Raw genomic sequence first — 26,336 nt, forward strand, 5'->3', positions numbered from 1 at the left:
CCCGCGCGCTGGTGATGGCTTGACTGTTCAAGCCGCGACCGGAATCGGGCTGATCGCTTGTTGCTTCCAGGCTTTCGGTGACATGCCTTCAGCTTTGGCGAATGTACGGCTGAAGTGAGCTTGATCGCAGAAGCCGCATTCCAGTGCGATTTCTGTGAGCAGCATCGTGGAGCCTTTCATCAGTTCTCTGCTTTTCATGACTCGCTGCTCACGCAGCCATTGCTGCGGGGACATCCGGGTGCTTTCCTTGAACAGGCGTGAGAAGTGGCTGCGCGACAATGCGCAGGCTTCGGCCAGTTCAGTCACGGTAATGCCGGTATCCAGCCTGTCGAGCATCAGTTGTTGGGCAGTCCTTATCTGCCAGGGTTTGAGCTGTCCCGTCGAAGTCAGGGTGAGCGTCGCCAGCACGGTAGATTTATCCATGTTCATACACATCCGGAAGTTCAGGTAACAGGATGCGCGCGGCTGACTCGACTCAGTCGACAGCGCACCCTTTGCAAGTCTGGACAGCCCCTGGGGCAGGGCCGGCGATGGCTCAGACAGACGCGGCGACAGGCGCCAGGGAGGGGCCATGCTGAACGCGCTCAGGCGCCTTGTGCACCATGGTGTAGGCGTAGTCGACGCCCATGCCGTAGGCACCGGAATGTTCCCTGACCAGTTCCATCACGGCGTCGTAGGTGGCGCGGTTCTTCCAGTCCCGTTGCCATTCCAGCAGCACCTGCTGCCAGGTCACCGGTACGACACCGGCCTGGATCATGCGCTGCATGGCGTAATCGTGGGCCTCTTTGGTGGTGCCGCCGGAGGCGTCTGCGACCATATAGATTTCATAGCCGGCATCGTTCATTGCCGACAGGGCGAAGGTGGCATTGCACACCTCGGTCCACAGGCCGGAGACGATGATCTTGTTGCGACCATTTTTCTTGAGTGCGTCGCGTACCTTCTGATCGTCCCAGGAGTTCATGGAGGTGCGCTCCAGCAGCGGGGCGTCCGGAAACACGGCGAGTAGTTCGGGATAGGTGTGACCCGAGAAGCTTTCTGTCTCAACCGTGGTGAGGGTGGTGGGGACATTGAAAATCTTCGCTGCCTTGGCCAGAGCAACGGTGTTGTTCTTGAGCGTTTGCCGGTCGATGCTCTGCACGCCGAAGGCCATCTGTGGCTGGTGGTCGATGAAGATCAGTTGGCTGTTCAGTGGAGTCAGGACTTCAGTTTTAGGATTGTTCATTCTTGTTTCCTTTCAGCTCGATGTTGTTCAGTCGCACAAGTACATTCCTCAGCGTCATTGCTGAGGGCGAGCAAAAGATAACGAAACAAAATGTTTAATGGTGGCGCACTTTTGCACTCATGAGGGCTCATTATTGCGCCATTGAATGCGTGCTGGCGCTGCTAGCATTCGCCCACCCATACGGATCAGACCGATCCCTCATGAGCTGGAGAATGCAATGGCAGCTACACAACCGTTCAACAAGCAGACCGCCTACTGGGGCGTCCCCTGGGAAGAGGCCTATGGCTATCCGCAGGCGCGGCGCTCAGGAAACGAGATCTACGTATCAGGCCAATTCAACCATGATGAAGAAGGTAATCTGGTCGCCCCGGCGCCGCTGAATGCCGACGGAAAACCCAGTGATTTCTCTTCGATGGGAGAGCAGATGCGGGTCTCTTACGACAACATTTCGAAGCTGCTCGCCTTGTATGGCGCAACGCTGCAAGACGTTGTCGAGGAAACGCTTTACGTGCTGGATATGGATGCTGCGTTCGCGGTCGTCGGCAAAGTGCGCAAGGCTGCCTATGGCACTGAGCGGCCTCAGTGCGCGAGCAATATCATTGGCGTGTCGAGACTTGCCCAGCGCCCGCAACTGATCGAGATCGCATGCAAGGCCGTGATTGGCGCGCGAAACATCTGAGCTGCACTCCCGGTTTCGATTTAGATGACCGGGAGTATCGACTGCCCTTCGACCAAGGGTTTCTGACTGGCCACGGCAGCCGCGCAGAAGGTCATGAATGCCTTGACCCGCCACGATTTTCGAATGTCCTGGTGAGTCAGCAGCCACAATTCATCCTGAAGCTCTTGCACCACTGGCCCGGCACGTACCAGGCCTGGAGTGATGTCGCCCAGCATGCAGGGAAGGAATCCATATCCCAGGCCCGCCGCGATGGCCACGCTTGCCGCTGCAACGGAATCGGTGCGGTACGCGATGCGCTCGGCAGCGACTCTGCTTTCGACATAACGGGTCGCCCTCAGACCGCAGAGCGCTGCGGAGTAGGACACCCATGCCTGGCCCTCTTCGAAAAGGGGCGAGTCAGTCATCTGCCTGGCAGAGCAGTAAGGTGCCCAGGCAATGTTTGCCAGTTTGCGGCCCACCAGGCTTTCCGCGGGTTTTCTCGTCGCTCGAATGGCGATATCCGATTCATCCCGGGCGAGGCTGAGGGTTTCATTGCCCACCAACACCTCGATGGTGATTCCTTCATTCAGAGCCTTGAAGTCCGCGATGATGGGAGTGAAGAAGTACAGCAGCAGCGAGTCGCTGGTGGTAATTCGAAGCTTTCCGAGGGGGCCCTGACCTGAACGTGAAACACGCCGCGTGACACTGACGATATCCAGCTCCACGCGCTCGGCGAGTGCGCGCAGTTCAGCACCCTCGGCGGTGAGCAGATACCCGGATTTGCGATGATCGAACAGTGCGACGCCGAGCGTGCGCTCAACCTGAGTAATCCGGCGCGAAACGGTGGATACATTGATGCCAAGCTTTTTGGCCGTAGCCGAACGATTGCCGCAATCACTGAGCGTCTTGATGATGCGCAAGTCGTCCCACGAGAGCTGGCTGGCAGCCTCGCCTGCGTCCCACTTTTTCCCGTCAGGGGGAGTCAGAGCCTTTTCAGTTGGCGATTTCACACAGTTCGTTCCGGATGCGAGGGCGGTGATGATACGAGAAGAGGTGGGGGTGAAGCAGCCATATTGTTCCGGCGATGCGTACAGCGTTTGATCCTGCAAAACCCACCTCGGCAGCTGATTTTTTCCAGTTGTCAATAGCACGGTTGAGCGACTGTGTGCCGGCGCGCGCGGTGGTACGCTTTCATGGCGTCATTCTGTGCAAGCACCCGGTCTGTTCAGTGCGGTGATATAGGCAGTTCAGGCCAGTGCATAAGCCGCAAGTCAGATAACTGAAAGGATTCGAACATGAATAAGTCCATCACTGCTCTGGCCATATCCGTAACCCTCGTTTTCACCGCCGCTGTCGCGAATGCATCCGTGCATCCGACGACCTTCAATGCTCCCCGGCCTGTCAATCAGCTAACAGCTTCGACTGACACGCCATTCAGTACTCCTCAAGCAGTCGGCAAAATCCAGATGGCCAGCCTGGCCCGAAGTTGCTCCGACGAGCGATATTCATGGTGGGAGTACAGTGGTTGGGAAATCGTCGGTTGTCTCGTAAGCGGCCAGTGGTAACCCCTCACAAAGCCTGATGCGTGACTCGCAGGGTGAGTGCGCACCAGCGTCTGCGATGCTACCTGTTGTGAAGCAGCGCTTTCAGATATGCAACCAGGCCAGCGAGCCCAGCATGACCCCCAAACCCGCCGCCCCAAACGAGACGCGTCTGAGCCATTCCTTGCGCGTCAGCAGGGTGATGGCCGCCAGTGAAATGGCGATTTGAATAGCGGTCATGGCCTGGGCCCAGCGGTGATGCTGATGCAAAACCTGCTCTGACTTCTCGTCCCACTCTCGCGCTCGCTGCTCAAGTGTTTCTGCCTTTTTACGGGCTTCCTCTTTCTGCTCTGCATAGCGCCGTGCCTCGGCAACGTAATGAGCGGAATCCAGCCCCGGAAGATGGCTGGCCAGTTCCGACAGGTTCTGCCGGCTGGACTTGGCCTGGTAGTAGTTCCACTCGTTGGCGGCTTCGGTCTTCTGAATGGCGGCGTTGTTTTTGTCCATGGCCGCTTCACTCTCCGTCGAACCGGCCTGATAACTCATCAGGGCGCCGACCGTCGCCATGATCGCCGTCATGACCGCAATCTTGCTGGCAAAGTGATCGCCTTTTGCGTGGGCATGATGGGTGGTGTGTTCAACGTGTTGCTCGTGAGGACTGGGGACTTCGAACTCTTCAGGCATGACGGTCGGACTTGGGTTGATGGAGGAAATTGCGCGGATTATGCAGGGTGGCCGGGTTTTTAGACACAGGGGACTGGCGGTGTCTGGATGAAAGCGGACGAGCTGATTTATGTATTCCCGTCGGGCTGAGAAACAGTCTCTTTTGTCAGAAATTAAACACGAAACACGTGGCTTGTTTATGAGATGCCTCTCGTCACATCCCGATGCCCACAACGCCTTGCGCAACGCCCTACACCTAAGACAGAATCCGCCGGCTTGTGCGTCTGGCGCTCCCTCCGTAACTTGATTCCCGTCACTGCTTATCAGTGATCGGGTCTGCAAGCCCGCCGGAAAAACCAGTCGCATAGCCCTGCCAAAAGGACGCTCGTTTGTGTCCGCTCAATGGCGGCTTTGTGCGGGAGACCCTCGGGTCTGCCGGGTGCCTGGTTTCCCGGTCTTGCAGACCCGCACTTGGCTGCCACCCATCATCTGCAAGTGATGCTGGTAGCTCCGAATCTAAATCAGGAGTTTCACCATGATCAAACCAACACCGAATCCGCCAGAAACCGATCCCGTCTCACCCTACCAATTCCCCGATTCCAGAACCCTCAACGAAGCCGCCGAACGCGCCCTCGACCATTACCTGACCCCGCAACAACGCATCATGGGCAGCCACACCACACACGACCCCATGTTCCTGGCGAACCCCGCCTACAACAGCGAGTCCCTGTTGGCCAACGCCAGCGAATCCCTCGATTCCGCCAGCGAAATGCTCAGCAACTTCGCCGCCATCCTTGAGCCTGCGCATCGCAAGACTGCTCTGGGCATCGCCCAAGTGGTCATGGTCGCGGGGCTGGCCGTGAATCAGGCGCTGGATAAGGTAGAACTGAAAGCGTAGAGGCCGCCCTCAAGGAAAAGGGAGCAGATCCATTACCTGAATCTGCTCCCTTTTTTGCTCGATGAGCTCAGCCGTTTGCGTCTGCTCGCTTTTGCGCCGTCACGATGCAAGCCTTGTAGAAATTGGAATGGAAATCGCTGATTGCTTTCTGCTGCAAGCTTTCGCTTGAGTACTGCGGAATCGCGTACGCCTCGCGAATCAGCGTCTTGAACAACTCACCCACATACTCGCTCTGCTTGCCTGCCGCTTCGGCCAGTTCCCACACCGAATCCATGGGCGCGCCTTGCTGCCTGCTTTTCATGACCTGTTTGGCCGAGTTTTCTATTCGCTGGCACTCTTCGAGTTCTTCCTGCGGAACAGGAGAGGCAAGAGCGGAAAGACTGATAGTGAAGGTTATTGCTGCTGCAGCAAGAGATTGTTTGTGCACGTGGTGTCGTCCGTGATTTTGAGGTTGAACCTTATCATTTGAGGTTCGACGCCACCATTGCAGGCAAGGGGGAGGGAGCCGAAGTTAAAAAACCGGAGCTTTGCCTGGCTCTGAAAGCTTCAGAAATCGAAAAAATAAATCTGTCCCGTTATCCGTCCGTTATCCGATGCTCAGCACTATCAGCCTAAGTAATATCGTCAAAAAATAAACCTATCCCATTTTCTGTTCCATTATTTTGCATTGGCGCGTTGTCAGGGCTGTGGGGGGCAGAGCAATTTTTCATTGCGCATCTACACTCACTTTGCCCGTCAAGTGTGTTTCTGTCGAAATAATAAGTTAGATATATAACAAAGGTGTAGTCCGGCAAAAAACGTCCGCACAGTCACAAGGGAGTGGAGTGATGAAAACTATGCTTCGGATGTACGTTGGGTTAATCGTTGCCCTAGCGCTAAGCGACGCGCAGGCCAGTTGGCTTAGCGAGATAACCGGAATTGATATTGATGTTAATCGAGGAAGCGTTTCAATAAAACCACCGAATATAAATGCAATTCCGCCGATGATTCAGAACTTGCCAAAAGATGTTGGGCAGGCAATGTTAAATCCAGTCGCGCCAGTTCTGGCTGAGGCAATAAGGCTTTCCAGAAGCCAAGCCTTAAATAGGGGGACCCAACCGATCCCCGATGATGTAAAAAATAAGCTTTCGCCATACTTCCCTCCGGGAATCCTTAATAAGGTATCTTGGACGACAGCTGGAGGCATTAGCCTTGATGGCGCGCTAAAAAACTGGTTTGATCAAGAGGGCGCTATTACGTACGATGATGTAATTGTGTTTGCAAATGTAGAACTGACGAGAAATGTCGAGCTGTGGGCGCATGAGCTCACACACACCCTTCAATATAATCAGATGGGGATTGATACTTTTGCATTTCAATACTCCTATGACTGGAATGGTCTTGAATCTCAGGCCAGAAGCAATGCTGGCCGCATTTATGCCAGTATCCAATCGACAGATCAGGGGAACCAGCAGACATGGAGTTATAACGGGGCCGCTTCACAAACGTCACAGCAAATTAACTGGACAGAGATAAACCAGGCTGCACGTCAAGCGATCCAACCGCAACAATGCATCTGGATTGATAATAATTCCAATACAACGGGTAATTTATGTCCCGTACCTATTGTGGTATCTGGCGTCATACTGCGTAGACTGATGGACGGGTACACATTCCAGTTTCCATGCAATGCGCCAACGTGCATTTTTGGGCCTGGTCAATCGGGCCCGTTACTTTCTCCACCTGGACATTTAGTAGTTGGAGTTGCTGCAGCTTATCAGTGGCAGTAGAACAGCACACGCGATGGGGTGTTTGTCGAGTAACTGCATCGAGGTGGCTTTGAAGTCATGGTCAACGTGTGTTTTCAGATGAATGGGGGCTGGTGAGTTTTCAGAAAATAAATCAGTCCCCATTTTCTGCCATTTTCTGTCCCATTTTCTTTGCTATATCGATAAATTCGGTATTCCGTACGGAAGTTGGTAATTCTTGAAGGTCAGGAGTAGGGAAAAAATCTATCTCCACTTTTTGATGACTAGACAGACATATACCAAGGAGCTGCAGAGTCGGTATGAACGTGCTTCTGCTTTTCAGGCAGGAACGGCGTATCGAGCGTGCCCAGTGCTATCGAAACCCAGTCGGCAAACTCACCTTGAGACCGTGACCAGAACAAAGTAGAACCGCATTCCGAGCAGAACTCGCGTAATACGGACTCCGAAGAAACATAGGATTTAATGCTGGCGGAGCCACGGAGTATGCGAAGTGTGCTTTGCGGAACACTGCCGTACGAAGCGAATGCGGCCCCGTGACCTTTACGGCATTGACTGCAATGGCAATGGCTCACTGCTTTTGGTGAGGTGGTTAATTCGTAACCAACGACTCCACACAAACAGCTTCCCTGGTACACCTCTGACATACGCTTTCCGTTCAGGTGAAAAACGTCAGCGTAACCGTCTCAGTCTGATCAGTCGACCAATCGCTTGATTCCTGAAGTTGGGATTCGGGAAATTAAACTTTCGCCAGGAGCATCCCGGACAACAGGCTGTTACTGATCAGGCGTGCTCCCCGATACACCACCACTGAACGTCGACTTCATCATCGTCCTGGGTTACATCATGCCCATGCTCGATGAAGTTCTCGGGCACATCCAACGCAAGCCTTTCGCTCAAGTGTATCGGGGCAAGCGAGTTATGCTGCCCCAGAAAACTCAAGTAGTACTCACGGTCATAGAACACTGTCACTTCGCTCTGGTGTAACCAGGGCCATACCCCCAGGCAGGCAATGCGGTAGTAACCTTGGCTGCGATCCGCTGCGCGGGAAAGATGAGCCGCTGCTTCGAGCAATTGCTGAACACAGAAGGCCTGCACTTCGATACGTGCTTGCGGACCTTGAACGAGGTTGTTGAGTACCGGGATTTTCCAGTGTTTGTAACGCTCTTGCTCATCGCTGCGAGGATGGAACTCGCCGCTAAAACTCGCGGCCCAGTGCTCCAAGGAGCGGAGGTGACGGGGGATGTTTCGGACTCTTTTGTTACTGAGGAACAATCTTCACAAGGGGATATCCTTATGTGGCTTGATGACCAAACTATTTTTTATATTTATGAAACGAGGATGTTAACGGCAGCAGTCCCCAACCGCTCCCCATTAATCGTTACATGCACCGCATGCTCCCCCGCATAGTGCTTGCGCGTGGTGAAATCCTTGATCACCTGCCTCCGAATCACAACCGCACTCCCAAACCCCGTCAACACCAAGGTCTTCAACTTGAAGACCTTGGCCGAAGTCCCACCATTCGCCTTCACGTAGTCAATCGCATAATCAATCACCAACCGCTGTTCCACCGGCGCCAACGACCGCACGGTGAATGACAAAGTGATCGTGTCCCCAAGCCGCACAACCGCCGGTTCGACCTTCACATCCAGCAACTCAACCTCAGCCTTGGCCCCAGCACCAATAACAGTGAGTGCCCGCAAATCCCCCTGTTTGATCAGACTCCGCAACGCATGCTTCGCAATCCACGCCGTGTGCTTGTTCTCCAGCGCCCATCCCTCAACCGTATCCAGCACCCACTCCGGGTGCTCTTTGGTCACGTCATTCAAATGATTCGCCACTGACTTGCGCACGTACAAACTTTCATCGGCCTTCAACCGGTCAAGAATCCCGGCCGCCAATTGTGGATTTGCCTGCACCAGTTCCAGGCGAAACGACCACGGCAGGCGAGGGCGGCTGCCTTCGCTGGCGAGGCGGCGGACGTGGTGGTTTTCGTCTCGGGTCCAGTCGTGCATCCGCTCCAGCGAGCGTTCCAGGTCGCTGCGCAGGAAGTGGCGGATGGCGAATTCGGAGGAGCCGAAGGTGGTGAAGTACTTCAGGGCTTCCATCGAGGTGTCGAACGCGTGCGCGCCGTAGCTCGCGACGTAGTGCGGCAGGCTCATGCTGACGAAGCCGCTGTTCAGACGTGGGGCGAGTTCGCGTAGTACGGCGAGGGAATCTGTGTAGTCCAGTGGCAGCACGGCGTGCAGGCTTTCGCTGACGCGGGCCATGCGCTGCATGACCGAAAGGTCGGCGAGGCCGTGGTTGGCGTGCTTGAGAAAGGCCTTGGCTTTGAACGCCGGGTACACGGCGCTCATTTCGCTGGCGATGTGTTGCAGGCGTTCGGCGTTGAAGATTTCTTTCAGGGCCGGGGCGGCGGTTTCGGTTGTGCTCATGGTCAGGTCATCGGGGTGCTGATGAACGCCTGGAGGCCTTCGGCGTACGCGGTGTATTGGGCGATGCGCGGGAAGCGTCCGGCGTCGATCTGGTCGGGGACGACGAGGCCGGTGAAGCTCCAGGCGACGGCGAGGGTGATGCCGTCCTGCTGGAGGGTGCCATCGGTGGGTAGTGGGTGTTTTTGCAGTTCGTGTTCGAGGGCGGTGAAGGCGGCAGCGAGTTGGCCTTCGACGCGCTCGACCCACGGCTGGTATTGAATGTCGGCCGGGCGCAGGTTGCGTTCATAGTAGAGCTGCACGGCTTTTTCACAGGCGGCGAGGCCCAGGCCGATCAGGCGCAGGGCTTTGACCCGTTGCGGCAAGTCGGTGGGCAGCAGGGTCTTGCCGGACAGGGCCTCGAGATAGTCGAGGATCAGCGTCGAGTCGATCAGCACTTCACCGTCGTCGAGGACCAAGGTCGGCGCCTTGACCACCGGGTTGATCTGCTGGAAGCGCTCGAAGTGGCGAAACACCGACACCGGGTCATGTTCCAGTTCGATCTCCAGGCACTTGGCGGAGATCGCCACGCGGCGCACATAAGGGGAGTCCAGCATGCCGATCAGTTTCATGACGCGTTCCTTCAAGTCAAACCGGGGGGAGGGCATAACGTAGCTGAGGTTGGGGAGATTGTCAGTCCCGAGAACGGGCTGGTTTTGCCGTCGGTGATTGTAAAGAAATGCGACAAAGCGCCGCTCATCCGCCGTTTGTCTTCTATATACAGCCGCTCGACTGAATTTCTTGCTATAAACGCACTCCGATGAGCGCCGTGGGGCCTGTGTCAGAGCACTTTCCGGGCTTTGTCGGACAAATTCCCTGTATTTACAGTTGCTGAGGCCTCAAACGGGCCTTAGACTGCCGCCCCTTCGTAAATTGAGTGCCGGGTGGCGTTTGCAATAAACGATGCCTTTCCGATGACCGCAGGCGGTTCGCCGGAACGCTCCCTAATTCGCCTTAATGCACGTTTTTTTATAGAGATATCAATGACAAAGGACAAGTTGCTGGCCATGCCGGCAGATGACTACATGAATGCCGAGCAACACGCTTTCTTCAGCGAGCTGTTGCAGAACATGAAAGTCGAAACCCACGAGCGCATTGAGCAAAACCGTATTGCCATCGAGAGCCTGGACACTCCGGCTGACCCGGCGGACGCCGCCTCGGTGGAAGAAGAGCGCACCTGGCTGGTAAACGCGATCGATCGCGACCAGCGCATGCTGCCTCAACTGGAACAAGCCCTTGAGCGTATCAAGGAAGACAGCTTTGGCTGGTGCGACGACAGCGGCGAGCCTATCGGCCTGAAACGCCTGCTGATCAGCCCGACCACCAAGTACTGCATCGAAGCTCAAGAGCGTCACGAGCAGATCGACAAGCACCAGCGTCAGGCCTGATTCCTGAGGCGACCCCTTCAATGCGGGTCGTCGCGAAAAGATCGCAGCCTTCTGCAGCTTTTGTTTAAAGCGGCAGAAGGCTGCGATCTTTGCTTTTTCTCGTCTGCCGCAAATCCCCGCACCGTTCCATTGACCTGCCACAGACCCACGACTAACGGACCATGGATAATGGCCTTGTAGTGGCGTTTAATGCAGTCACAACAATGAGAACAAGCGTGGGGTAACAAAATGACGAGAGATGGATCTCTGGTTGCGGCTCTGCCTGCACCAGTTGTTTTGCCGAAGAATCGCTGGCTGTCGCCGACCCTGCAAAGCGTCGCCCTGATGCTGTTGCTGGCCGGGATGACTTTCGGCGAATGGCCGTTATACGTGGGCATGCCGCTGGCGGTGCTGATTGTCTGGCTGCCGCGCCTGCGCTCCCGTGCTGTCCCCGATGCGCAGCCGGTCGATAGCAGCAACGCGATGTCCGAGCTGACTCGCGATCTTTCTTACACCACCAGTCATAACGCGCTGTCAGCCGCCGGCGTGGCGTTTTCCGTCAAGGAACTGGCCGGCAAGCTGCAATCGCAACTCGATGCTGCCGCGCAGATCGTCAACAACGCCGAAGTGATGATCGCCACCGAGCAAGCCACATCCCAGCTCAGCCGCGAAGCGCTGGGCGCCGCGAGCGAAGCCCATCACAGCAGTGCAGCGGGACGAACCGAACTGGTCGATTCCATTTCGCGCATGCATCAACTCAGTCAACGCGCCAATGCCAGCCGCGAACTGATCGAAGCCTTGAGCGAGCGCAGCGACGACATTCAGCGCGTGACCCTGGTGATTCAGTCCATCGCCAGCCAGACCAATCTTCTGGCTCTGAACGCTGCCATCGAAGCGGCCCGGGCCGGAGAGCATGGTCGCGGTTTTGCGGTGGTGGCAGATGAGGTGCGTGGTCTGGCGGCTCGTACCGCGACGGCCACCGGTGAAGTGGGCGAAATGGTCGCCGACATTCAGCAGCGTACCGCGCAAGTGGTGGAGCAGATCCGCCAGCTCTCCGACGATTTGCACACCGGTGTCGAGCAAGTCGAACACACCGGTCAGCACCTGGAAAACATCGCGCGACTGGCGGCCGGAGTTGAAAACCAGGTCGGTGAAATCGCCCGTGGCGCCGAAACCAATCGCGAACAGCTTGACAGCCTGTTCACCGCCATCGAGCAAATGCGCAGCGATCTGGCGATCAGCGACCAACAGACCCGGCGCCTGGCCGAAGCCGCGGTGCAGATGGAAGGGCAGGCGGAAACCATCAGCGAGCGCCTGGCCGAAGTCGGTCTGGATGACTATCACCAGCGCATCTACGACCTGGCCCGTGAGGGTGCGAGCCAGATTGCTGCGCGTTTCGAGGCTGATGTCGAGCAGGGCCGAATCAGCCTCGAAGATTTGTTCGACCGCCAGTATCAGCCGATTCCGAACACTCAGCCTGCCAAGTTCCAGACCCGTTTCGACCGCTACACCGATCAGGTACTGCCGGCGATTCAGGAGCCCTTGCTGCCGCGCCACGAAGGTCTGGTGTTCGCCATCGCCTGTACGCAGCAGGGTTATGTGCCGACCCACAATCAGGCATTCAGCCAGCCGCTGACCGGCGATGTGCAGGCCGATACCGTGCACAACCGCACCAAGCGCAAGTTCGCCGACCGCACAGGCATTCGCTGTGGCAGCCATCAGCAACCGGTGCTGTTGCAGACCTACACCCGCGATACCGGCGAGCTGATGCACGACTTGTCGGTGCCGATCATGGTCAAGGGGCGGCACTGGGGCGGGCTGCGCCTGGGGTACAAACCCGAGAACCCGCGCTGAAGCATTGTTGCCGGAATTGCAATGAAGCTGTGCACGCGCATTGCTGTTTCCGCTTGATCCAAATCATTAACATGCCTACATAGTTAGGTAGCTAATGAAAGGATCGGAGGTCAGCATGCAATGCAGAGTCGATGTCGCGGTGATGATCGGCAGCGGTGTTCCGGCCGGGCTGCGTGCGCTGGGGCAAAGCGTCTGCTGGGTGGTGTTGCTCAACGGTGAGCGGCGGGGCACGGCGTTCGCCAGTCGCGACGAGGCCGAAGAGTGCAGGGCTGCATGGCTCGCGCAGTTGAAAGACGAGCCCGGTAGCAGCCTGCACTGATTGCGTTTAATGATCGTGGGCCACCCGTGATTCCAGCGAGCGGGCGAGGGCACAGGCAGCGTTGTGATCCTCACGGAAACCTCTTACACGGCCGGTCGACTTTTCCCTGATATGGAAAAAGGCGTTACCGGCCGGAATCACTTGAAACCGTGGTTCCCGACCACATGGCTCTGCTGCGGCGTCAGTGCCAAGGTCTGGGGCATTCAGGACAAAGGGTTGTTCGTAAGCCACGGCAAAATGCGTCAAAGTGCACATATGAAGTCCTTTTCATGGATTGACCCGCATTTACAGACGGTTGCGGGTAGTCGCGAGCAGCGTCGCTGCTCTAGAATCGCCAACACCTGTTGACGGCATGGCGTTATCTAAAGCAATTTTTTGCGTGCGATATGTCGGAAAAGTGCTTTTCTTGGTGAGTATTTTCCCTAAAGTTTGTAGTCAGTTTTCTCTGGCAAACCGTGAAGCTTTTTCCTTCAACATTTGGAGAACGTCTTTGCAGGTTTCGCGAGCGCCATTCCAGTAGTCTTGTGAACCTCGCGCTGAACAAGCACTTTGCCCGTTCAGGCTTTTATTCGAGTCATTGCGCAACACCATCGGCCTGGCCGTTTTCAACGTCGTGCGCGTTTTTCGCGTGTGGCACTCTTTCAAGTGTGGGGATGTTTCTTTGGCAGTCAGTAACCTCGATATGCATGCTTTGTTCGTGCTGGGTGATTTGCGGGCAAAGCTGGTCAAACAGTTTCAATCGCGTTTTGTTTACATCACCGAGCAAAACGCCGAAGGCATTTACGTTGCCGAAATCGACACCGAAAGCGCATTGGTGGTCGATGACAAGCCCGGCCTCAAGCTCAAGGTCGGCGATCATTTCAGCGCCTCGGTACTGCCCAGCCGTGAAGGCGGCAAGATGGACATCCGTTTTCGCGAGATCAAGATGACCGTGTACGGACTGGGCGACTATGCCTTCGTCAGCACCGCCGACGGTCATGCCATCGTGTTCAAGGAAGGCCACAGCGCGGTCACTGTGTTCGCCGCCAATGAACAATTGCAGGAAGGCCTGACCAAGACCCTGAAAGCCGTCACCGCCAAAGCCGCCAAATGGCGCAAGGGCGAGCTGGTGACCTTCAAGGCCAGCGAGTGAAAGGTGTGAGTCGCGCCGATTTCCATTTGCAGAACCTCGACAGCGCCCGCGACGAAGCCCGGCGTCTGTTTGATGCGAAAGCCGAATTGAAAGGCGCCTGGCTCGGCTGGGTCGCCTCGCAGATCTACGCTTTGCAGCCTGCGGAGTACGCCAGCATGGTCAGACGCGAGCTTCAACGCTTGCAGGAAATGTCTGAAAAGTAGCCTCGTCCGTTTCATGCCCCTGAAAAAGCAGGAACCTCGTCTACAGTCAGTTGACTGAGTATTCAGAGGCTTGTGGTCTTCTGTCAGGCCATCCTGCTATTGCTGTGAACAGCACGAGGTGCAAAGCATGAACGGATTTCGACGGTGGCTGGCCGCTGGGCTGGCCACAATGGGCTTGATGGCTGCGGTGCCGGCGGTCAATGCGGCACAGACCCCTATCCACTTCGCCGACCTGAACTGGGAAAGCGGCAGCCTGATCACTGATGTCCTGCGGATCATCGTCGAGAAGGGTTATGGCCTGCCGACCGACACGTTGCCGGGCACCACCATTACCCTGGAAACCGCGCTGGCCAACAATGACATCCAGGTGATCGGCGAGGAATGGGCCGGGCGCAGTCCTGTGTGGGTCAAGGCCGAGGCCGAAGGCAAGGTCGCCAGCCTGGGCGATACGGTCAAGGGTGCCACCGAGGGCTGGTGGGTGCCGGAATACGTGATCAAGGGCGATGCCGCAAAAGGCATCAAGCCGCTGGCGCCAGACCTGCGCAGTGTCAGTGACCTGAAGAAGTACAAGGACGTGTTCAAGGACCCGGAAGCCCCGAGCAAGGGGCGGTTCCTCAACAGCCCGATCGGCTGGACCTCGGAAGTGGTGAACAAGCAGAAGCTCACGGCGTACGGGCTGCAGGATGACTTCACCAATTTTCGCAGCGGTTCCGGTGCGGCGCTGGATGCCGAAATCAGTTCGTCGATCCGCCGGGGCAAACCGGTGCTGTTCTATTACTGGTCGCCGACGCCGTTGCTCGGCAAGTTCAAACTGGTGCAGCTGGAAGAGCCTCCGTTCGACGCCGAGGCCTGGAAGACCTTGACCGACGCCGATAACCCCAACCCGAAACCGACCCGTTCGCTGGCCTCGAAGCTGTCGATCGGGGTGTCTGCGCCATTCCAGAAGCAATACCCACAGATCGCGGCGTTCTTCAGCAAAGTCGATTTTCCGATCAAGGATCTGAACAAGGCGCTGGCTGATATGAGCGAGAAACACACTCCGCCACGGGAAGCGGCAGAGGCGTTCATGAAGGCCCATCCGGATGTGTGGCAGGCATGGCTGCCGAAGGATGTGGCGGACAAGGTTCAGGCAGGTTTATAGCAGCGCGGCGAGGGAGTTTCTCCCTCGCCGCTGTGTTTCAGAAGCGGGTTTGTACCGCCAGTTCAAAGGTGCGCGGTGTGCCCAGGTAATACGCCGGCGACACATGGGCGAATTCGGCATACACCTCGTTGGTCAGGTTGCGCACCCGGCCGGTGACAGTGGTGTGCGAATCGACCTTGTAGCTGAGGAAACTCCCGAACAACGTGTACGACGGCACGGTCATGGTGTTGGCATTGTCCGCATACACCGAGGCCACATACCGCGCATCGACCCCGCCTTGCCACTGTGGAGCGAAGTCATAGGTCAGCCACAGATTGCCGACCCGGTCCGGCACATTGGTCGGCGTGTTGCCCTTGCGTGAAACCACTACGCCGGCGGCGTTCTTCTCGTTGAACTCATCGTACTGAGCATCGACCCAGGCGAAGTTGCCCTCAGCCAGCAGCTTGTCGGTGATCCGCAGGGAACTGGCAATCTCGATGCCTTTGGACGTCTGCTGGCCGACTGGAATGCTGTTGGTCGGATCCAGTGGATCCGTCACCGCAAAGTCCTTGCGCTCGATGGTGTAGGCGGCCACCGTCGCCGAACCGCGCCCGTTCAGGTAGTCGAACTTGCTGCCGATTTCCCATTGCTTGCCCGTTGAAACGTCGAAGTTCTGAGTGCCATTGGGTTGTTCGGCGGCCGTGCTGTACTGCACATAGACATTGGCTGACGGAATGAACTGATACGTCAGGCCAACGCGCCCGGTGACAGGCTCCCAACTGCGCGTGAGATGGCGCGGGTTGCTCGCCGTCACCGTGCGATGGTTGGTCACGTCCAGGTCGATGTCGTCGTAGCGCAGGCCGGTGAGCAACGAAAGCTTGTCGGTCAGCGCCAGGCGGCTCTCTGCGAACAGGGCCTTGGTGGTGACCTCGTTGGTCTTGTCGCTGACAAAACCGGGCTTCGTGCCCGGTATGTCATAGAAATGCCCCGGACGATAATTGTTCGGGTCTACGGTGCTGGCGCCTTTGACGTTGAGCGGTGAGTTGGTGGTCTGGTTGACCTTGTATTCGAAGCCGCCGGACCAGGTGGTGGCGAGGCCGAACAGGGTGTTGTCATGGCGCAGTTCGAACTGGTTGCCGTCCTGCTCACCCTGATGCCGGACCTGATACGCAGTGGAGCGGTTCACGGCGCTGTTGTCGGCGTTGTATTGATAGGTTTCGAGGTTGCGGTAATCACGCTGGCTGTCGAGGTGATAGAGCGTGTTGCGCAGGGTGGTGCTGTCGTTGATCCGGTAGTCGATGATCGAGCGCACCCAGATCGTCCGCTGCTCGTAGCGGCCGTCCTCGACGTTGTAGTTGTTGAAGCGGTTGTGCCGGTCGATTTTCAACTCGCCAGCCTTGGGGTTGAGCACCGGGGTGCCCCAGTACGGGCTGTCTTCGTGTTCGTCCTGATATTCCAGGGCCAGGGTGTGCGACAGGTTCGGCGTCAGGTCGCTGAGCAGCGAGAACGCCATGCTCCAGGCATCGCGTTCCTGACGGTCGATGTAGCCGTTGCTGGTGTTGTGGCTGACGTCGAGGCGCGCGTAATGCTGCACGTCTGCGCCGGGCTGGCTCAGGGCGTGGTTGAGGCCGAACGCGGTTTCGGTGGTGTCGTAGGTGCCGTAGCTGACCCGGCCTTCGGCGGCTTGCTCGTCGCGAGTGGCCAGTTTGGTCACGTAGTTCAGCGAACCACCGACCGAGCCTGCACCGTTGATCAGCGACGACGGGCCGCCGACCAGTTCCACCCGGTCATAGATCCACGAATCCACCGGTCGCGCCAGCCCGCCGGAGACATTGATGCCGTTGAACATCTGGGTGATCTGGCTGCTGGTAAAACCGCGATAGGAGACGAATCCGCCAAAGCCTGGCGGTGCACTGGCGTTCACGCCGGGCAGGGTGTTGGCAGCGTCCTGGAAATTCTGCGAGCCATGACGCTCGATGTCATTGCGATTGGCGATGGCCACCGAGGCTGGAGTGTCGCGCACACTGAGGCCGAGGCGCGAGGCCATGCCGCTGGACTGGTCGAGGCTCAGGCCCGGTTCGGCGGCGGACTCGCCGTCAATGGTGATCGGCGCCAGATCCACGGTGGATTGGGCCCAGGCGTTGACGGACAGGCAGCCGCACAGGCTCGCCAGCAAGGTAAGTTGTTTCATCGTTTGAATCCTGAATGCTTGTCTAGGAGTCAGCGCACAGGCGAACGCCGCGCGTTGGCGCAATGAGCTGACAAATCAAAAAGGCAAAGACACTCAGGCGAGCGGCGGGGCGCGGGGATTGGCCGAAGGCCAGGTGAAGCGGGCAGGGAGGTCGGCGCTGACGATGACTGGCAGCGGCGGACTGTGTTGTTCCGGCAGGATCGCCAGGGTCAGGCTGGAGTTGAACGCCGGGCCCATGCCGCCGGTGGAGCACAGCGGACAACCGAAAGCCTTGGCCAGGGTTGGCAGTTTTTCTTCCGCGGGATTGGACGCGAGTGGCGCCTGGGTGCTCGGGTCGACAGCGCAGAACTGGCCACCGATTCCGTTGAGCTGCATCCCGACCATTTGCCCGTGACCGATACTGCAGGCGAACACGTTGAACAGGACGCAGCAATAGAGCATCCAGGCCAGCAGTGAGCGATCGGAACGGGTGAATTTCATGGGGCGGCACTTTACCGCACCGCCGACCGGTCGTGCACATGGAAAAATGCCGGCTAGGATGTTTTGTTCAAGCCTCTTGAAAGGATTCTCGACCATGACCTTTGTGTTGGCTCAATGGCTGGTGACGATATTTGCGGCGATCAGCCTGATGCATGTGTATTGGGCGATGGGTGGGCAGTGGGCGGCCGTAGCGGTGATACCGCAGGTTCCGGCGGATAACGGCGGGCAGACCCTCAGGCCGGCGTTCAAGGCGTCAGGCTGGATCACATTGGTAGTAGCGGTGGCCCTGCTACTGATTGCCGCACTGGTGTGCATGAGGGTGGGCTGGTGGTTTTCGCCGGTGCATCACTGGGCGTTGCAATGGGTGATCAGCGCGATTGCGCTGCTGATGTTCGCGAGGGCGATCGGCGATTCGGAGCTGGTGGGTTTCTTCAAGGAAGTGAAGGGGTCGCGTTTTGCCCGGCTCGACACTTGGGTTTATTCGCCACTGTGTCTGATATTGGGAGCCGGGCTGTTGGCCGTCGCCTGGATTTAACTGCTGCTCTCGGTGCGTCGGCTGCTCACTTCGGCTGGCACATCATCCCCGGCCATGCGCTTGCGGAACAACGCCGCACGCGCCAGCAGCAGGGTGGTCACCGGCACGGTGATCGCCAGCAGGATCGGGATCAGCCACGCGTGCAGCACCGGCCCGGACTTGAGCGCGGAAAAACAGATGATCGACGCCAGCGCCACGCACCACGCGCCGAGGGTCGAGGCTAGCGCCGGTGGGTGCATGCGCTGGAAGTAGTCCTTCATCCGCAGCAGGCCGGTCGCGCCGATCAGGGCAAACACACCGCTGAGCACCAGCAGGATCGCCACCGGGATTTCCACCCACAGAGACAATTCAGCATTCATTCGATCACCTCGCCACGCAGCAGGAACTTCGCCAGGGCAAACGAGCCGACGAAACCGAACAGCGCGATCAGCAGCGCCGCTTCGAAATAGGTGTCGCTGGAGTAGCGAATCCCCAGGGTCAGCATCATCAGCATGGCGACGATGTACAGGTAGTCCAGCGCCAGTACCCGATCCTGTGCCGATGGCCCTTTGAACAGGCGGACCAGCGTCAGCACCATCGCCAGCGAGAACAGGAACAGCGTCAGCAGAATCGCATTCGACAGCAGCGGGCTCATTCGAAAATCTCCATCAATGGCTGCTCGTAAGTGACCTTGAAGTGCTCGATGAATTGCGCTTCGTTATCCAGATCCCAGACGTGCAGCAACAGAATGCTGCGATCCAGTGCCAGCTCCGACCACACGGTGCCGGGCACGACCGTACAGATCATCGACAGCGCCGCCAGACCGTTGGCATCGCGCAGGTCCAGCGGCACCTTGACGAATCGTGAGCGAGGCGGCCGGCGACCGGCGTTGAGAACACCCCATGCCACCTGCAGGTTGGAGACGATCACGTCACGCCCGACCAGCAGGAACAGGCGCAGGATTGTGCCGGGGCGGCGGATATGGATCTGTTGCGGGCGCAACTTGCGCATCATCAGCGGCGCGCAGAAACCCAGCGCCGCCCCCAGCAGCAGGTTGCCAGGGCTGATCGACAGATTCAGCACCAGCCACAGCAACCACAATGCAAGTGACAGCCACGGAGCTGGAAACAGGCGCTTCATGGTTGCACCTCCAGCAGCGCTGCCTTGGCTTCCGGGCTCGGTACGGCGCGAGTGCCAAGCACCGCCATCACGTATTGCTGCGGGTTGTTCAACGCGTCTGCGGCGGCCTGGGTGTAACGCAGCAGCGGTTCAGCCTTGAAGGTCAGGGCGATGCTCAGACCGAGCAGCAGGAAAATCGGCGTGCATTCCAGTTTGCGCAACACGGGCGACGGGCGTTCCTCCGGCGACCAGAAGCGCTGGATGCCCAGGCGCGAGAACGCCATCAGCGAGCCGAGGCCAGTGAGGATCAGCAATGCCAGCAACGCCCAGGCAGCAGTCGAGATCGGCTCGCCAGCGCCGAGCCCCAACGGATTGAGCAGGGCGCCGATCAGGCTCAGCTTGCCGATGAACCCCGACAGCGGCGGCATGCCAATGATCAACAGCGCACAGGCAATGAAGCTCAGGCCGAGGAAGGCCATGGTCCACGGGATCACCTGGCCGACCACGGCTTTCTGGTCATCGTCGAGGTTGATGCCCTTGACCGGCGGCTGCCATTGCTGCGGACGCGGCAGCAGCTCGTTTTCGTCTTCCAGCGGCACTTCCACGGCGGTGCGTGAACGTTCGATCAGTTCTGCCAGCAGGAACAGCGCGCTAAGCGCCAGGGTCGAGCTGACCAGATAGAACAGCGCCGCGCCGATCAGGTTCGGCTGGGCGAAACCCACGGCCGACAGCAGAATCCCCGCCGACACCAGAATGCTCAGGCTGGCCATGCGTTCCAGGCGTTGTGCGGCGATGATCGCCACGCCGGCGCAGAGCATGGTCGCCATGCCGCCGTAGATCAGCCAGTCACCGCCGAAGTAGGCCGAAGCGCCGGCCTGCCCGGAGAACAACAGCGTCCACAGGCGCAGCAAGGTGTAGACGCCGACCTTGGTCATGATCGCGAACATCGCCGCCACCGGCGCGCTGGCCGAGGAATAGGCCGGCACCAGCCAGAAATTCAGCGGCCACATCCCGGCCTTGGCCAGGAACGCCACCGCCAGAATCGCCGCGCCGGCATGCAGCAAGCCACGGTCGGCCTCCGGCACCAGCGGAATCTTCATCGCGAGGTCGGCCATGTTCAATGTGCCGGTTACGCCGTAGATCAGCGCCGCGCCAATCAGGAACAGTGACGAGGCCAGCAGGTTGATCGAAATGTAATGCAGCCCCGACGACACCCGCGCCCGGCCCGAGCCATGAAGCAGCAAGCCATAGGACGCCGCGAGCAGCACTTCGAAGAACACGAACAGGTTGAACAGGTCCGCCGTCAGGAACGCGCCGTACAGGCCCATCAACTGAATCTGGAACAACGCGTGGAAGCTCGAACCTGCGCCATCCCAGCGCGCCATGGCGAACAGCAATGCGCTGACACCGATGATCCCGGTCAGCACCAGCATCAAGGCCGACAGCCGATCGACCACCAGCACGATGCCGAACGGCACCTGCCAGTTACCCGGCAGGTAGACGCCGATGGAACCGGGCACGCCGGTGGTCTGGGTCCATTGCAGCAACAGCAGGGAAACCACAAGGCCCAGCATGGTGGAGAACAGGTTGATCTTCGCCTTCAGCGGCCGGTGCTTTTCGCCAAGCATCAGCATGATGGCAGCCGTCAGCAGCGGCAGCAGGATCGGTGCGGCGATCAGGTGGGTCATCGCCGTCATTCCTTGGGCTCCCTTCCGTCAACGTGGTCGGTGCCGGTCAAGCCCCGCGACGCGAGCAGCACCACGAGGAACAGCGCGGTCATGGCGAAGCTGATGACAATGGCCGTCAGTACCAATGCCTGGGGCAACGGGTCGGTGTAATTGAGCAGGTCCTGAGGCACTCCATCCTTGATGATCGGCTCCTTGCCGATGAACAGGCTGCCCATGCTGAAGATGAACAGGTTAACGCCGTAGGACAGCAGGCACAGGCCCATGACCACCTGGAACGTCCGCGGACGCAAGATCAGCCAGACCCCGGACGCGGCGAGCACGCCGATGGCGATTGCGATGACTTCTTCCATCAGACGGCTCCTTTGATGGCAGCGGTTTTGTGTCCCCGGACCGACTGGTGGGCGAGGGCGGTGAGGATCAACAGTGTCGAACCGACCACCACCGCGTACACGCCGATGTCGAAGAACAGTGCACTGGCGATATGGATATCGCCCAGCACCGGCAGGCTGAAGTGCCAGGTGTGCGTGGTGAGGAACGGATAACCCACCAGCATTGCGCCGAGTCCGGTGACCGTGGCGAACAGCAGCCCGGTGCCCATCCAGCGCAGCGGCCGCAGACTCATTTGAGCCTCGACCCACTGGGTGCCGGCGACCATGTATTGCAGGATGAACGCCACCGACATCACCAGACCGGCAACGAAACCGCCACCTGGCTGGTTATGTCCACGCATGAACAGATAGAAAGACACCACCAGTGCAATCGGCAGCAGCAGGCGCACCAGCACCGCCGGCACCATCATGAAACCGAGCGCGGTGTCGCTGGCCGAACGCGGGTTGACCAGATCGGTGACCACGTCCGGCGCCAGCAGGCGTTGCTGGGCTGGCAGTTGCAGGCTTTCCTTTGGAGGACGGAAGCGGCGCAGCAGGGCGAACACCGTCAGCGCCACGGCCACCAGCACGGTGATTTCGCCGAGGGTGTCGAAACCACGGAAGTCCACCAGCATCACGTTGACCACGTTACTGCCGCCACCTTCAGGCAAGGCGCGGCTCAGGTAGAACGAGGAAATGTCGTTCGGGGTCTGCCGGGTCAGCATCGCGTAGGACAGCAAAGCCATGCCACCGCCGACGGCAATCGACAACAGCAAGTCGCGCAGACGCCGCACACGGGCCTTGCGCAGGCTGCTCGGCAACGGCGAAACCTCTTCGATCCGCCGTGGCAGCCAGCGCAGGCCGAGCAGGATCAGCACCGTGGTCACCACTTCGACCACCAGTTGCGTCAGGGCCAGATCCGGCGCCGAGAACCAGACGAAGGTCACGCAGGTCATCAGGCCGCAGACGCTGACCATGGTCAGGGCGGCGAGACGGTGATACTTGGCCTGCCACGCGGCGCCGAGGGCACAGGCGATTGCCAGCAGCCACAGGGTCACGAATACGATGGAACCGGGGATCTTCGGCCGGTCGCCCCAGCTCAGGCTGCTGTGCAGCATCGGGATCAGCCCGGCGAGCACCGCCGCCAGCACCATCAGGAACAGCTGGGTTTGCAGGCGTTTGGTGCCGATCCGCCGCTCCAGTCGCCGAGCCAGGCGCATCATCGCGACGAGGCTGCGCTCGAACAGGCGCTTGCCGTTGAAGCGGCCCACCAGCGGCGGGAACTTGAAGCGGCCGCGCTTGAGCTGATTGCGCAGCAGCAGATAGACCACGATGCCGCCGGACATGGCAATCAGGCTCATGATCATCGGCGCATTGAGACCGTGCCAGATCGCCAGGCTGTATTCCGGCAGCACGCCGCCGACTACCGGCAGTGCAGCCGCCGCCAGCAACGGGCCGACGATCTGGGCCGGGAAGATCCCTACCAGCAGGCAGGTGAATACCAGCAGTTCAACCGGAGCGCGCATCCAGCGTGGTGGCTCGTGCGGGGTGTGGGGCAGGTCGGTGGCGGTCGGGCCGAAGAACACGTCGACAGTAAAACGCAACGAGTAGGCAACGCTGAACGTACCGGCGATGGTCGCCACGATTGGCAGCGTCGCTTCCACCCACGCGGTGGCATTGATGAACACGGTTTCGGCGAAGAACATTTCTTTCGACAGGAAACCGTTGAGCAACGGCACGCCGGCCATGGACGCACTGGCCACCATCGCCAGGGTGGCGGTGAACGGAATCAGTTTGAACAGACCGTTGAGCTTGCGGATGTCGCGGGTGCCACTTTCGTGGTCGATGATCCCGGCGGCCATGAACAGCGAAGCCTTGAAGGTCGCGTGGTTGAGAATGTGGAACACTGCGGCGACCGCCGCCAGCGGACTGTTCAGGCCCAGCAGCAACGTGATCAGGCCGAGGTGGCTGATGGTCGAATAGGCCAGCAGACCCTTGAGGTCGTTCTGGAACATCGCGCAGTACGCGCCGAGCAACAGCGTGGCGGCGCCAGCGCCGCTGACGATGTAGAACCATTCTTCGCTGCCGGACAGCGACGGCCACAACCGCGCGAGCAGGAAAACCCCTGCCTTGACCATGGTCGCCGAGTGCAGATAGGCCGAAACCGGTGTCGGCGCCGCCATCGCGTGGGGGAGCCAGAAGTGGAAGGGGAACTGGGCGCTTTTGCTGAGGGCGCCGATAAGAATGAGGGGAAGCAGGATGGGGTAGAGGGCATGTGCACGAATCAGATCGCCGGCGGCCAGGACCTTGTCCAGGTCATAGCTGCCGACCACATGGCCGAGGATCATGACCCCCGCCAGCAGGCATAGTCCTCCCGCACCGGTGACCATCAACGCCATGTAGGCGCCGCGCCGGGCGTCGTGACGGTGGTGCCAGTAGCCGATCAACAGGAACGAGAAGAGGCTGGTCAGTTCCCAGAAGAACACGATCTGGATCAGGTTTCCGGAGATCACCAGCCCGAGCATGGCGCCCATGAACGCCAGGAAGAATGCGAAGAAACGCGGCACCGGGTCATCCGGCGACATGTAATAACGGGCATATAAGGAAACGAGCGTGCCGATGCCCAGCACCAGCATCGAAAACAGCCAGGCAAAGCCGTCCATGCGCAGGACAAAGTTCAGCCCCAGGCTGGGCAGCCACGTGAACTCTTCGCGGATCACGCCGCCGTGGGCGATTTGCGGGTACAGCATGGCGACCGAGACAGTCCCGATCAAAGCGACCAGGCCTGCCAGCAGGGATTCGGCGTTACGTGCGTTGTGCGGCAGCACGGCTGCCAGACAGCTGCCCACAAAAGGCAGAAGCAGTAGAACTATCAGGGACATAGGCTTCTAATCTGCGGAAGTTTGTGAAGCATCATACGTGCCAGCTCCCGGATCGCCAAACGCGAGGATGTCTCTGAATCCTACAAGGTAGTCGTAAAAACCCCGCTTAGCCTTCTGTCTTGCGCTCGAACTCTTCTGTGACCGCTTGTGTCGCTTTGCCCTTGGTCTTCAGCTCACTGACAATCACCGCCGCCACAATCAGTCCCGCACCCACCAATGCAATCGCAGGCAGACGCTCGCCGGCAATCCGCCCGGCGATCCCGGCCCACACCGGCTCACCGGCGTAGATCAAGGTCGCGCGGGTTGGCGAAACACTTTTCTGCGCCCAATTCATCGCCACCTGAATCGCCGCACTCATCGCGCCCAACCCAAGGGCTGTGCTCAGCAGCAGCCAGGAAAAGTCGGGAATCGCCTCGCCGGTCGGCACCACCATCAGAAACGACAGTGCCGAAGTCGTCGCCAGTTGCACCACTGTCACCCGGCGCACATCGACCTGACCCGCATAGGTGCTGATCAGGATGATCTCGGCCGCTATGGCGATGGCACTGATCAGCGTGGCGATTTCGCCGGGACTGAAATTCAATGAAGCGCCGGACGGCCCCGACAGCAGCATCAATCCGGTAAACGCCAGCATGATGCCGATACTTGGCATCAAACCCGGACGCCGGCCCAGCACCAGCCATTGCAGCAAAGGCACAAACGGCACGTACAGCGCAGTGATGAACGCCGATTGGCTGCTCGGGATGCTCTGCAAGCCAACGGTCTGCAAACCATAACCGAGCAGGATCGCCACGCCGATGAAGGCGCCGGCCTTGAGTTCGAACAGGGTCAGCTCACGCAAGTGCTTCCACGAAAACAGCGCCACGATGCTCGCCGCGGCGGCAAAGCGCAGGCCGACGAAAAACATCGGGCCGCTGACGGTCATCGCGTGCTGCACCAGCAGAAAGGTGCCGCCCCACAGCATGGTGATCAGCACCAGCACACACTCGGCTTTGCTGAACCGGGAAAACCGCAGGGGAGTTTGAGGGGAGTTGGCTGACGTCATGATCTTGCGCACTTTTAAGGAGGGGACGCACAATGCGCCAAATGTTGCGCAGTATACTGCCCAACCCCAGCCAGTGAGCAATATAGTGCACAAAGATTCTGTTCAGCGGGCTTCGGTCCTGCAACACGTCAGCCAGAACGTCCGACGCCTGCGTCACGCTGCGGACATGAGCCAGACGACTCTCGCGGAAAAATCCGGGGTCAGTCGGCGCATGTTGGTGGCGATCGAAGCTGGCGAGAAAAATGTCAGCCTGACCACTCTGGACCGCGTTGCCGAAGCCCTCGAAGTGGCCTTCAGCGATCTGATCCAGGCCCCGGACAATCGCGATCCGAGCCGGATCAACGAACTGGCCTGGGCCGGCAGCATTCCCGGTAGCAAAGCGGTGCTGTTGTCCAAGGCAGCGGCCACCCGGGAAGTGGAACAGTGGGAATGGTGTTTGCAACCGGGGGAGGTCTATCCCTCGCAAGCGGATGCCGAAGGCTGGAGCGAGCAGATTTTCGTGTTCGAGGGCTGCCTGACCCTGATGCTTGGCGACCAGCCGCAGCACATCGCCGCCGGGGAGTTTTTTATGTTTGCCAGCAACCAGCCGCACACCTATCGCAACGATGGGGAGGTTGCGGCGCGTTTCGTGCGCAATGTGGTGATCTGACTGTTGCAGGGCCGACAGCGGATAAACAGTTTGCTCTATCTTGCGTGCAGATTGCTTTAGGTTGTTATCTCAATCTATTGATAAATAACGAAAATATATTCAGGCATGACTCCTGCTATGGGTTCTGGATCCTCATCCGGAACCACGGAGTCGCCTCACATGACCGCTTCAATTCAAATCTCCAAACGCCTCCTGAAAATCGGGAGT

31 protein-coding genes are annotated in these 26,336 nt (G+C 58.9%); 12 read left to right on the forward strand and 19 right to left on the reverse strand.

Going from position 1 to position 26,336, the window contains the following annotated elements; genetic code table 11:
* Positions 1-27: 27 nt before the first annotated feature.
* On the reverse strand, positions 28-429 hold the full coding sequence (locus tag OQ248_RS22850) for an AraC family transcriptional regulator (protein WP_265814099.1): 402 nt from the start codon (positions 427-429) through the stop codon (positions 28-30).
* Positions 430-535: 106 nt separating this feature from the next.
* The gene (locus OQ248_RS22855; RefSeq protein ID WP_085711437.1) at positions 536-1,222 is read right to left on the reverse strand and encodes a hydrolase; all 687 of its coding nucleotides are present in this window, start codon (positions 1,220-1,222) and stop codon (positions 536-538) included.
* 217 nt (positions 1,223-1,439) lie between these two features.
* On the opposite strand from OQ248_RS22855, the gene OQ248_RS22860 reads away from it, so the two are divergent.
* Positions 1,440-1,901: a Rid family hydrolase gene (locus OQ248_RS22860; protein ID WP_114883753.1), complete on the forward strand. Its 462-nt coding sequence runs from the start codon at positions 1,440-1,442 to the stop codon at positions 1,899-1,901.
* A gap of 20 nt (positions 1,902-1,921) precedes the next feature.
* Here OQ248_RS22860 and OQ248_RS22865 read toward each other — a convergent pair whose 3' ends face one another.
* Positions 1,922-2,890 (reverse strand): LysR family transcriptional regulator, encoded by a 969-nt coding sequence (locus OQ248_RS22865; RefSeq protein WP_265815128.1) that lies wholly within the window; start codon positions 2,888-2,890, stop codon positions 1,922-1,924.
* 285 nt (positions 2,891-3,175) lie between these two features.
* Between OQ248_RS22865 and OQ248_RS22870 the strand changes: the two genes are divergently transcribed.
* Positions 3,176-3,445: a hypothetical protein gene (locus OQ248_RS22870; RefSeq protein WP_265814100.1), complete on the forward strand. Its 270-nt coding sequence runs from the start codon at positions 3,176-3,178 to the stop codon at positions 3,443-3,445.
* 81 nt (positions 3,446-3,526) lie between these two features.
* On the opposite strand, the gene OQ248_RS22875 is transcribed toward OQ248_RS22870, so the two are convergent.
* Positions 3,527-4,105, reverse strand: a complete 579-nt coding sequence (locus OQ248_RS22875) for a DUF4337 domain-containing protein (RefSeq protein WP_265814101.1) — start codon at positions 4,103-4,105, stop codon at positions 3,527-3,529.
* A 514-nt stretch (positions 4,106-4,619) separates the two neighbouring features.
* Here OQ248_RS22875 and OQ248_RS22880 point away from each other — a divergent pair.
* Positions 4,620-4,982 (forward strand): hypothetical protein, encoded by a 363-nt coding sequence (locus OQ248_RS22880; RefSeq protein WP_192551939.1) that lies wholly within the window; start codon positions 4,620-4,622, stop codon positions 4,980-4,982.
* Between the two features lie 67 nt (positions 4,983-5,049).
* Here the strand turns inward: OQ248_RS22880 and OQ248_RS22885 are convergent, their stop codons facing one another.
* Positions 5,050-5,409, reverse strand: a complete 360-nt coding sequence (locus tag OQ248_RS22885; protein ID WP_134826536.1) for a hypothetical protein — start codon at positions 5,407-5,409, stop codon at positions 5,050-5,052.
* A gap of 400 nt (positions 5,410-5,809) precedes the next feature.
* Here OQ248_RS22885 and OQ248_RS22890 point away from each other — a divergent pair, with 400 nt between their 5' ends.
* Positions 5,810-6,751 carry a DUF4157 domain-containing protein gene (locus tag OQ248_RS22890; RefSeq protein WP_265814102.1) on the forward strand — a complete coding sequence of 314 codons (942 nt, stop codon included), beginning with the start codon at positions 5,810-5,812 and terminating at the stop codon, positions 6,749-6,751.
* A gap of 242 nt (positions 6,752-6,993) precedes the next feature.
* On the opposite strand, the gene OQ248_RS22895 is transcribed toward OQ248_RS22890, so the two are convergent.
* The 4 genes from OQ248_RS22895 to OQ248_RS22910 form a co-directional block, all read right to left on the reverse strand.
* Positions 6,994-7,374: a GFA family protein gene (locus OQ248_RS22895; RefSeq protein WP_265814103.1), complete on the reverse strand. Its 381-nt coding sequence runs from the start codon at positions 7,372-7,374 to the stop codon at positions 6,994-6,996.
* Between the two features lie 136 nt (positions 7,375-7,510).
* Positions 7,511-7,951, reverse strand: a complete 441-nt coding sequence (locus tag OQ248_RS22900) for a DUF3916 domain-containing protein (protein WP_265814104.1) — start codon at positions 7,949-7,951, stop codon at positions 7,511-7,513.
* A 104-nt stretch (positions 7,952-8,055) separates the two neighbouring features.
* Positions 8,056-9,162: a DNA alkylation repair protein gene (locus OQ248_RS22905; RefSeq protein ID WP_265814105.1), complete on the reverse strand. Its 1,107-nt coding sequence runs from the start codon at positions 9,160-9,162 to the stop codon at positions 8,056-8,058.
* A 2-nt stretch (positions 9,163-9,164) separates the two neighbouring features.
* Positions 9,165-9,770, reverse strand: coding sequence for a glutathione S-transferase (locus OQ248_RS22910; RefSeq protein ID WP_265814106.1), 606 nt, complete (start codon positions 9,768-9,770; stop codon positions 9,165-9,167).
* A 411-nt stretch (positions 9,771-10,181) separates the two neighbouring features.
* Here OQ248_RS22910 and OQ248_RS22915 point away from each other — a divergent pair, with 411 nt between their 5' ends.
* The 3 genes from OQ248_RS22915 (at position 10,182) to OQ248_RS22925 (ending at position 12,738) form a co-directional block, all read left to right on the forward strand.
* On the forward strand, positions 10,182-10,586 hold the full coding sequence (locus OQ248_RS22915; RefSeq protein WP_007935965.1) for a TraR/DksA C4-type zinc finger protein: 405 nt from the start codon (positions 10,182-10,184) through the stop codon (positions 10,584-10,586).
* A 228-nt stretch (positions 10,587-10,814) separates the two neighbouring features.
* Positions 10,815-12,419 carry a methyl-accepting chemotaxis protein gene (locus tag OQ248_RS22920; RefSeq protein ID WP_265814107.1) on the forward strand — a complete coding sequence of 535 codons (1,605 nt, stop codon included), beginning with the start codon at positions 10,815-10,817 and terminating at the stop codon, positions 12,417-12,419.
* A 115-nt stretch (positions 12,420-12,534) separates the two neighbouring features.
* The gene (locus OQ248_RS22925; RefSeq protein ID WP_265814108.1) at positions 12,535-12,738 is read left to right on the forward strand and encodes a hypothetical protein; all 204 of its coding nucleotides are present in this window, start codon (positions 12,535-12,537) and stop codon (positions 12,736-12,738) included.
* Between the two features lie 6 nt (positions 12,739-12,744).
* On the opposite strand, the gene OQ248_RS22930 is transcribed toward OQ248_RS22925, so the two are convergent.
* On the reverse strand, positions 12,745-12,993 hold the full coding sequence (locus OQ248_RS22930; protein WP_265814109.1) for a hypothetical protein: 249 nt from the start codon (positions 12,991-12,993) through the stop codon (positions 12,745-12,747).
* Positions 12,994-13,399: 406 nt separating this feature from the next.
* On the opposite strand from OQ248_RS22930, the gene OQ248_RS22935 reads away from it, so the two are divergent.
* The 3 genes from OQ248_RS22935 to OQ248_RS22945 all read left to right on the forward strand — a co-directional run bounded on the left by OQ248_RS22935 (position 13,400) and on the right by OQ248_RS22945 (position 15,214).
* Entirely contained in the window at positions 13,400-13,870 is a 471-nt protein-coding gene (locus tag OQ248_RS22935) for a hypothetical protein (protein WP_085711422.1), read from the forward strand.
* A gap of 5 nt (positions 13,871-13,875) precedes the next feature.
* Complete coding sequence (locus tag OQ248_RS22940; RefSeq protein WP_119427404.1) at positions 13,876-14,073, forward strand: hypothetical protein; 198 nt, start codon at positions 13,876-13,878, stop codon at positions 14,071-14,073.
* A gap of 127 nt (positions 14,074-14,200) precedes the next feature.
* Positions 14,201-15,214: an ABC transporter substrate-binding protein gene (locus OQ248_RS22945; RefSeq protein ID WP_265814111.1), complete on the forward strand. Its 1,014-nt coding sequence runs from the start codon at positions 14,201-14,203 to the stop codon at positions 15,212-15,214.
* Between the two features lie 37 nt (positions 15,215-15,251).
* Here OQ248_RS22945 and OQ248_RS22950 read toward each other — a convergent pair whose 3' ends face one another.
* Together OQ248_RS22950 and OQ248_RS22955 are read right to left on the reverse strand one after the other, a co-directional pair.
* Entirely contained in the window at positions 15,252-17,384 is a 2,133-nt protein-coding gene (locus OQ248_RS22950) for a TonB-dependent receptor (RefSeq protein ID WP_265814112.1), read from the reverse strand.
* 93 nt (positions 17,385-17,477) lie between these two features.
* Positions 17,478-17,864: a DUF2946 domain-containing protein gene (locus OQ248_RS22955; protein WP_119427354.1), complete on the reverse strand. Its 387-nt coding sequence runs from the start codon at positions 17,862-17,864 to the stop codon at positions 17,478-17,480.
* A 94-nt stretch (positions 17,865-17,958) separates the two neighbouring features.
* Between OQ248_RS22955 and OQ248_RS22960 the strand changes: the two genes are divergently transcribed.
* The gene (locus tag OQ248_RS22960; RefSeq protein WP_265814113.1) at positions 17,959-18,399 is read left to right on the forward strand and encodes a DUF3995 domain-containing protein; all 441 of its coding nucleotides are present in this window, start codon (positions 17,959-17,961) and stop codon (positions 18,397-18,399) included.
* Here OQ248_RS22960 and OQ248_RS22965 read toward each other — a convergent pair.
* The 7 genes from OQ248_RS22965 to OQ248_RS22995 form a co-directional block, all read right to left on the reverse strand.
* On the reverse strand, positions 18,396-18,758 hold the full coding sequence (locus OQ248_RS22965; RefSeq protein ID WP_265814114.1) for a Na+/H+ antiporter subunit G: 363 nt from the start codon (positions 18,756-18,758) through the stop codon (positions 18,396-18,398). The two genes, OQ248_RS22960 and OQ248_RS22965, sit on opposite strands and share 4 nt — an antisense overlap.
* Positions 18,755-19,033: a K+/H+ antiporter subunit F gene (locus OQ248_RS22970; protein ID WP_007910754.1), complete on the reverse strand. Its 279-nt coding sequence runs from the start codon at positions 19,031-19,033 to the stop codon at positions 18,755-18,757. The genes OQ248_RS22965 and OQ248_RS22970 overlap by 4 nt, the downstream gene beginning before the upstream one ends.
* Positions 19,030-19,518, reverse strand: coding sequence for a Na+/H+ antiporter subunit E (locus OQ248_RS22975; protein WP_265814115.1), 489 nt, complete (start codon positions 19,516-19,518; stop codon positions 19,030-19,032). The genes OQ248_RS22970 and OQ248_RS22975 overlap by 4 nt, the downstream gene beginning before the upstream one ends.
* The gene (locus OQ248_RS22980) at positions 19,515-21,194 is read right to left on the reverse strand and encodes a monovalent cation/H+ antiporter subunit D (RefSeq protein WP_265814116.1); all 1,680 of its coding nucleotides are present in this window, start codon (positions 21,192-21,194) and stop codon (positions 19,515-19,517) included. Before OQ248_RS22980 ends, OQ248_RS22975 begins: the two co-directional genes overlap by 4 nt.
* Complete coding sequence (locus OQ248_RS22985) at positions 21,191-21,535, reverse strand: Na+/H+ antiporter subunit C (protein ID WP_003192163.1); 345 nt, start codon at positions 21,533-21,535, stop codon at positions 21,191-21,193. The genes OQ248_RS22980 and OQ248_RS22985 overlap by 4 nt, the downstream gene beginning before the upstream one ends.
* Positions 21,535-24,435, reverse strand: coding sequence for a monovalent cation/H+ antiporter subunit A (locus OQ248_RS22990; protein WP_114883724.1), 2,901 nt, complete (start codon positions 24,433-24,435; stop codon positions 21,535-21,537). Before OQ248_RS22990 ends, OQ248_RS22985 begins: the two co-directional genes overlap by 1 nt.
* A 106-nt stretch (positions 24,436-24,541) precedes the next feature.
* Complete coding sequence (locus tag OQ248_RS22995) at positions 24,542-25,480, reverse strand: DMT family transporter (RefSeq protein ID WP_114883722.1); 939 nt, start codon at positions 25,478-25,480, stop codon at positions 24,542-24,544.
* 85 nt (positions 25,481-25,565) lie between these two features.
* Here OQ248_RS22995 and OQ248_RS23000 point away from each other — a divergent pair, with 85 nt between their 5' ends.
* On the forward strand, positions 25,566-26,129 hold the full coding sequence (locus OQ248_RS23000) for an XRE family transcriptional regulator (RefSeq protein ID WP_085711410.1): 564 nt from the start codon (positions 25,566-25,568) through the stop codon (positions 26,127-26,129).
* Positions 26,130-26,336: the final 207 nt, after the last annotated feature.

The organism is Pseudomonas sp. COW5 (assembly GCF_026240005.1).
Taxonomy (GTDB): Bacteria; Pseudomonadota; Gammaproteobacteria; order Pseudomonadales; family Pseudomonadaceae; genus Aquipseudomonas; species Aquipseudomonas kribbensis.